This window comes from Catenuloplanes sp. NPDC051500 (assembly GCF_044454585.1).
GTDB lineage: Bacteria > Actinomycetota > Actinomycetes > Mycobacteriales > Micromonosporaceae > Catenuloplanes.
The window spans coordinates 26,545-33,687 of record NZ_JBITDX010000027.1 but is presented as its reverse complement, the minus strand read 5'-3'; the positions used below and the strand labels follow the sequence as shown (position 1 = coordinate 33,687).

The window sequence follows — 7,143 nt, the reverse complement described above, 5'->3', positions numbered from 1 at the left end:
GGAGCGCGACGCGAGGTTTGCCCGCCTTAGCGACCCTCTTGCCCCTTCGCGCCTGGCCGTCCGGGCCTGATGATCGAAAGGCTGGTACCGAATTCGAGAGTGTCGCGGGTTGTTCCGGCTGGTCGGCTGGCTTGCGGGGCGCGGAGCGGCGCGGCCATCGCTTCAGTGGCGGCCGGGCGGGGCGGTTGCGGGCCGGGTGGCCGCAAGGACAGGCAGCGACGCCAAGACTCCCACGGGAGACCGGCCCCCAGAGCGGCTTCCGGCCGGCAGTCGCAAGGACGCCGAGACTCCCACAGGAGACCGGCCCCCAGGACGGCTGCCGACCGGGCAGCCGCAAGGACAAGCAGCGACGCCAGGAGTTCCGCAGGCGCGCGGGCCGGTCGCGGCACTTCGGCAAGCGTCCGGGCGGCATCGAGGCGGAATACCTCATGTCCGACATGGCATGTCATGGCTCACGCTCACCGCCCGCCCTTGCTGAGCTTTTGAAGTCAAGGGCTGCCGCCGGGCGCTACGCGCCCGAAATTTCGGCATTTATTGACCGGGGGCTGTCCGCGCTCCGCCCCCTGAAAGATCAGTAAGGCCACATCAAGATCCTTGCGGTCCTGGTGGCCCTTATTAGGGCCTGATAAGGGCCACCAGAGTCGCAAGGATCTTGCACCCCACCCCCGGGTGCGGCACTCTCCGCGATCCAGCTACCGGAGGAAGGGCGAAAGCCTCATAGCGGACGGGAGCCCGGTCCGGCGAGGGCCAGGGGCGGGCTTGCGCTGGGTGGTGTTGGCTGCGGTTGCGGTGGTGCCGGCCCAGCCGATGATCTGCTCCCCGTGGGGCGGGTCGACGGCAGACGGGGGAGCCAGGCGGTCACTTTTGTGTGCTCCGCACACCGCGCGGCAGGTCAAAAGAGCGCGGGCGCGCCCATGGCCAAGGGGGCTACCCGCGGCCAGCGCGCTCCCGCAGCTTGATCGGGCATCGCAATAGGCAGACGCTCGGTGAGTGCCGCGAACGATAGGTCAACTCCGCTTGTTGACCTATCGTTTGCGGCACTCACCGAGCGGTTACTGGCGCCAGCATCGAGCGGCCGTGTGAAGCGGCTCCGCTTGGGCGCCTTATACCGATATTTCGCCACACGCCACACGCCACACGCCGCACGCCACCGCGCCACACGCCACCGCGCCATACGCCACCGCGCCATACGCCACCGCACCACGCGCCACCGCGCCACGCGCTGCGGGCCACGCACCACGCGTTGCACGCCGCATGCCGCACGCTGGCCGGCTTGCCGTCGCGGGCGGGGCGGGGGCGGCTCCGGGCGGAAGCAGATCATCGGCGGAGTGATCGACGCGGCATTCGACCGGGGCGGGATTCGCTGCGAGGGCGGGTTTTCGCGGGGCTCAGGAGAGGGTGAGGGTGAGCTTTGCGGTGTGGAAGGCCTCGGCATAGCGGGAGCGGCATTCCATGCCGCGGAGGCGGGCGAGGCCGAGGAAGACCTCGTCGTCCCACCAGTCGCGCCCGGCCTGGGACGGGAAGTGCGTGTGCAGCAACTCCACCTTCCGGCGCGCGACCGCGTCCGGCATGGGGAGGTAGACGGAGGGACGCCCGAGGTCGCCGTCCCACTTGGGGATCTCGTAGTTGAGGACGAGCGCGTCCCGGAACGCGGTCGGCGCCAGCGTGCCGAGCGCGCGGTGGTCCTGGTGGGCGTCGCCGGACCAGGGTGCGAGGACCAGGTCGGGCCGGACCTCACGAGCGGCGGACTCGACCTGCTCCTTGACCGCGTCCCAGTGCGCGGGCAGACGGCCGTCCGGCAGCGCGCCCAGGTCGAAGGTGATCGCTGCGCCGGGCAGGAACGCGGCGGCCGCGGCGCGGGCCTCGGCCTGGCGTGCGGGCGCGCCGGTGGCCAGCACGTAGCGGACCCGCAGGCCGGGATTTGCGGCGGCGAGTTGCAGGAGCAGGCCGCCGGCCGCGATCTCCAGGTCGTCCGGGTGCGCGCCCAGGGCGACAAGCGAGGTGATCCCGGTCAGCGAGAGCGGGCGCATCAGGCGACGAGCGACGACGCGCGGGTGTGCTGGGCCGGCACGATGAGCTTGCGGCCGCCGTTGCGGTTGTCGTCCCAGACCATCCAGGGGCAGTCGCCGCGGGCGAACATCTCCTCAAGTTCGGCGCGGTCCTTGAACGTGTCCGCCGCGCGCCAGAAGCCGTCGTACCGCTGGGCCTGGAGCTTGCCGACCGGGATGAGGCGGTCGAACGCGTGCGGGACCATGTCCTCGCCCTCGTGCAGGAACTCGAAGATGTCCGGCTTCATCACGAAGAATCCGCCGTTCTCGTACTGCATCAGGTCGCGGACCTCGCGGACGCGGGTGACCAGGCCGTTGTCGCCCATCTCGACCACGTGGTGGGTGGAGACCGGCGGGACCGCGAGCATGCTGGCGACCGCGCCGCTGTCCCGGAACGACGCCACCGACGCGTTCAGGTCCGAGGCGGTTAGCGTGTCCGCGTAGTTGGCAAGGAAGATCTCCTCGTCCTGGACGTGCTCGCGCACCTTCATCAGCCGCTCGCCGATCGTGGCGCGCAGGCCGGTGTCGATGAACGTGATGTTCCAGTCGCTGATGTCCGTGGAGAACATCTGGATGTCCCGGCCGCCTGCGGTGAGCGTGAAGTCGTTGGAGATCGTCTCGTCGTACCGCAGGAAGTAGTCCTTGACCGCGGCCGCGCCGTAGCCGAGGCAGAGGATGAAGTCCTTGTGGCCGAAGTGGGCGTAGTACCGCATCACGTGCCAGAGCAGGGGGCGGTCACCGATCAGCTGCATCGGCTTGGGGGCGGAGCCGGCGCCTTCCCGCATGCGCATGCCGAAACCACCACAGAAGAGGACGACCTTCACGCTGTGCTGCCTTTCTTCTTGCTAGGGGGCTTCAGACCACGTCGAGATGCGGGATCGGGAAGACCAGACGGCCACCCCATTCGCGCACGTACGACAGCTGCTCGCCGATCTCCGTGCGCAGGTTCCACGGCAGCACGAGCACGTAATCGGGCTTGTCGACAGCGATGCGTTCCGGCGCGAGGATCGGGATGTGCGTGCCGGGCAGGAACATCCCCTGCTTGTGCGGGTTCCGGTCGACCGTGTACGCGACCAGGTCCTGCCGGATCCCGCAGTGGTTGAGCAGCGTGTTGCCCTTGCCGGGTGCGCCGTACCCGACCACGGTCTTGCCTTCGGCCCGCGCCGTGTGCAGGAAGTCGACAAGTTCGCGCTTGATCTGGAAGACCGCCTCGGCGAAGCCCTTGTGCCCCTCGACCGTGTGCAGCCCGGCCTCGGCTTCGGCCTCGAGCACGGACTTGACGTTCACCGAAGGCGAGCCCGAGTGACGCGCGTGCACCCGCAGTGAGCCGCCGTGGCTGGACAGCTCCTCCACGTCGACCACGGTCAGGCCGGCGGTGGCGAGCGCGCGCTGGGCGGTCAGCAGCGTCAGGTAGTGGTAGTGCTCGTGGTAGATCGTGTCGTACTGGTTGCGTTCGATCAGCCGCAGCAGGTGCGGGAACTCGAGCGTGACCAGGCCGTCCGGCTTGACGAGCGCGGCCAGCCCGGCGCTGAACCCGACCAGGTCGGGGATGTGCGCGTAGACGTTGTTGCCGGCGACCAGGTCCGCCCGGCCGTATTGCCCGGCCAGTGCCGAACCGGTCTCCGCGCCGAGGAACTCCGATTCGGTGCGGATTCCCTTGCCGCGCGCGACCTCGGCGATGTTCGCGGCCGGTTCGACGCCGAGCACCGGGATGCCTGCGGCGACGAAGTGCTGGAGCAGGTAGCCGTCGTTGCTGGCCACCTCGGTGACCAGGCTCTCACCTGTGAGGCCGAGCTGGGCGGTCATCGTCTCCGCGTACCGGCGGGCGTGCTCGACCCAGGAGGTGGAGTACGACGAGAAATACGCATAGTCACTGAAGATGTTCTCACCCGGGACGTACGCCGGGAGTTGCACGAGAAGGCATTCCGTGCAGATCCGCACGTGCAGCGGGTAAAAGGACTCCCGTGCGTCGATCTGGTCGGCACGGAGGAAACTCTCACAGAGTGGCGACATGCCGAGGTCGACAAACGTCTCGGTCAACGTGTTTCCACACAGCCGGCACGGGATTGTGTCCATAACTCCCACCTTGATCACGGCCAGGACCCGGCAACGGTAATGAGCCGTACCAGCCCACCGGAACCCGAAGTAAGAAATCCGTCACTCAGGCCTGTGACCTGCAGTGTTCGGTGGCAAGTGTGCCATGTGGCGGTTCCCGTCAACGGAGAAGATCACCGAATAATCACCGGACTGCCGCAAAGTCTTTTTTGGTGCAATTGTCGAGGGTTGCCAAAGTCCGGGAGTCGCGGTCAAACTCCATTAGCAAGCGCTGAGGCAGCAAGGATGCACAGCCCGTGCGCATAAGGGTTCGGGGATTTAAATATGTGTGCGATCCCCGGCTGATCGCATCCTCGCCCGCCACGAGAGGACCCCATGGATTTCGCGGATGTCGCCAAGCTGCTCTGGCGACGCTGGTACCTGACCGCGCCACTGCTGCTGCTCACGGTGGCCGCCATGGTCTGGATGGCGCTCGTGGTGAAGCCGGACTACAAGGCGGTCGGCAACGTGACGCTGCTGCCGCCGCGGCAGACCACCCAGGCGGCGATCGGCACCATCCAGGAGGTCAACCCCTGGGAGCCGGCCGCGCTGGCCGAGGCGACGCTGATTCGGCTGCAGAGTAAGGCGCTCGCCGACTCGCTCGACGCGGACGGCTACCGGGGCCAGTGGACAGTCACCACGCTCGACACGGACGCGCCGATCATCTCGATCGAGGTGGTCTCGCCGACCGAGGCGCAGGCCCGCGCCGCGCTCGGTGCGCTTGTCGCGGTCGTGCAGGAGGAGGTCTCCACGAAGCAGGAGGCCTACAAGCTGAGTGACGGCGAAAAGATCACCACCCTGCCGCTTGAGAAGGCGGACAGCGTGGAGAAGGTCACCACCAAGCTCAAGCGCGCGCTCGTGGTCGTGTTCGGCGTCGGCCTGATCCTGACGATCGGCGTGGCGGTGCTTGTCGACGCGGTGCTGCGCCGCCGGGCCCGCCGCCAGGTCGAGGTCTCCTCGGGCGCGATCCCCGCGCCGGTGCCGGTGGTGGTCCTCCCGCCGCGGGCGGCCATGCCGGTCATGCCGGGCCAGGGCGACCTGTCGAGCACCCAGCGGATCGCGCCGATCCTGGCCGGCCCAGCGCTGCCGGTGAAGCCGAGGCAGACCGCGCCGGAGCCCGCGAAGAAGACCGGCGGCGCGGTCTACGGACAGCGCCGGCCGGCCGAGGACGCGCCCACCACCGGTGGCATCCGCCCGGACTTCAGCACGACGCAGAACGGAAGCAACGGGAACGGCGCCCCCTACGTTCCGCCGAAGCCGGCCCAGAAGCAGGGCCAGAAGCCGGCCACGCCGATGCCCTCCGTGCAGATCCAGCTCACAGCAAAGCAGGCCGCAGACAAGAAGCAGGCCGCCGACAAGAAGCAGGCCGCGGAGAAGAAGCAGGCGGAACCGAAGGACGCCACGCCCGCGGAGGCCGCGCGCCCGATGCCGGACGACGCGACGATCGTGCTCCCGCTGTCGAACGCGGGCTGGGCGAAGCCGTCGTCCGAGCCCACCGAGGCCACGAAGCCTTGACCAGCCCGGCGACCACGCTGCACCACCCGGTCGACCTCGAGCCGTCGCTCCTCGAGGACGTCGGCACGGTCGGCTCGACGTACTCCACGCGCGGCCGCCGGCACCTGCTTGACGGCGCCGCGCTGCTCAGCCTGCTCGTCATGCTCAACCTGCTGCTGCCACAGGATCTGGTGGTCGCGCAGCTGAGCTCGCTGGGCCGGCCCGCACTCCTGCTCGGCCTGGTGTTCTTCTTCGGCTGGCTGGTGTCGAAGCTGCACCCGCGGCTGGCGTTGCGCGGCCCGCAGCCGATTCGGTGGGCCGCGATGGGCTACCTCGCGACTGTGCTCTCCGCGTACGCGGCCGGCTACCTGCGCGGCCTGCCCTCGCTCGAGGCGAACGCGGCGGACCGGGCGGTCATCGGCACGATCTGCTTCCTCGGCGTGCTGCTTGTCTGCGCGGACGGCATCTCCAACCGCGACCGGCTGGACAGCCTGCTGAAGATCTCGGTCTGGTGCGGAATGATCATGGCGGCGATCGGCCTGCTCCAGGCGGGTCTCGCGGTCGACGTCACGAAGTACATCAAGGTACCGGGCCTCTCCCTGCACCACGGCGAGGAGCTGGGCTTCATGTCCCGCGGCGACGGCTTCTTCCGGGTCGCAAGCACGGCCCAGCACTACATCGAGTTCAGCACCGTGATGGCGATCCTGCTGCCGTTCGCAGTGCACTACGCGATGTTCGGCACGAAGAAGACGGTCCGGCAGTGGGCGATCGTGGCCGGCGTGCTGATGGGCGCGGCGATCCCGATGACGCTCTCCCGCACCGGCATCGTGGCGCTCGTCGTCGGCGCGCTGGCGATGATGCCGGCCTGGAGCTGGCGGGTGCGGATCAACCTGGCCGGGCTGGGCGTGCTGCTGGGCGGCGCGCTGATGGCGGTCAAGCCGGGTCTGATGGGCACGATCCTGTCGATGTTCACCGGCGCGGCGGACGACCCGAGCATCACCGGGCGTACCGACGACTATGCGGTGATCTTCGCGTACTTCGCGGAGCGGCCGCTCTTCGGCCGGGGGCCGGGCACGTTCATCCCGACGATCTACTTCTTCGTCGACAACGAGTGGCTCCAGCACCTGGTCACCATGGGGGTGCTCGGCGTGGCCGGGCTGGCGGCGATGCACCTGACCGCGATGACGCTCGGCGTGCTGGCGTACCGGCGGGCCACCCGGCGCGAGGACAAGCACCTGGCCGCGTGCCTGATCGCGGTGCAGCTGATCGCGGTCACGGTGGCGGCCACGTTCGACTCGATGGGTTTCACCACGTACAGCACGATGCTCGCGCTGTTGACAGGTGCGACAGGCGCGGTGTGGCGGCTCACCCACCCGGCCCGAATGGTCCGAAGCTCCGCCCCGCGCCTGACGAACGACTGATTGTCTACTCAACCTTGAGTCAGACGATCAAGACCGCCAGTGCCATGAGGGTACGGCGTTTCCGCAGCTAGCGTGGGCAGTGAAAG

The 7,143-nt window shown here is 68.7% G+C and carries 5 protein-coding genes; 2 read left to right on the top strand and 3 right to left on the bottom strand.

Annotated features, from left to right (window positions below; translation table 11 throughout):
- Positions 1 to 1,388 precede the first annotated feature (1,388 nt).
- The 3 genes from ACIA8K_RS35800 to ACIA8K_RS35790 are packed head-to-tail and all read right to left on the bottom strand — an operon-like array spanning position 1,389 to position 4,124.
- Complete coding sequence (locus ACIA8K_RS35800; RefSeq protein ID WP_396067595.1) at positions 1,389 to 2,030, bottom strand: PIG-L deacetylase family protein; 642 nt, start codon at positions 2,028 to 2,030, stop codon at positions 1,389 to 1,391.
- A complete protein-coding gene (locus ACIA8K_RS35795; RefSeq protein ID WP_396067593.1) occupies positions 2,030 to 2,872 on the bottom strand; it encodes a sugar phosphate nucleotidyltransferase in 843 nt (280 codons plus the stop codon). Before ACIA8K_RS35795 ends, ACIA8K_RS35800 begins: the two co-directional genes overlap by 1 nt.
- A 31-nt stretch (positions 2,873 to 2,903) precedes the next feature.
- The gene (locus ACIA8K_RS35790) at positions 2,904 to 4,124 is read right to left on the bottom strand and encodes a methyltransferase domain-containing protein (protein WP_396067591.1); all 1,221 of its coding nucleotides are present in this window, start codon (positions 4,122 to 4,124) and stop codon (positions 2,904 to 2,906) included.
- A 354-nt stretch (positions 4,125 to 4,478) separates the two neighbouring features.
- On the opposite strand from ACIA8K_RS35790, the gene ACIA8K_RS35785 reads away from it, so the two are divergent.
- On the top strand, positions 4,479 to 5,657 hold the full coding sequence (locus ACIA8K_RS35785) for a hypothetical protein (RefSeq protein WP_396067589.1): 1,179 nt from the start codon (positions 4,479 to 4,481) through the stop codon (positions 5,655 to 5,657).
- On the top strand, positions 5,654 to 7,057 hold the full coding sequence (locus tag ACIA8K_RS35780; RefSeq protein WP_396067587.1) for an O-antigen ligase family protein: 1,404 nt from the start codon (positions 5,654 to 5,656) through the stop codon (positions 7,055 to 7,057). The genes ACIA8K_RS35785 and ACIA8K_RS35780 overlap by 4 nt, the downstream gene beginning before the upstream one ends.
- Positions 7,058 to 7,143 lie beyond the last annotated feature (86 nt).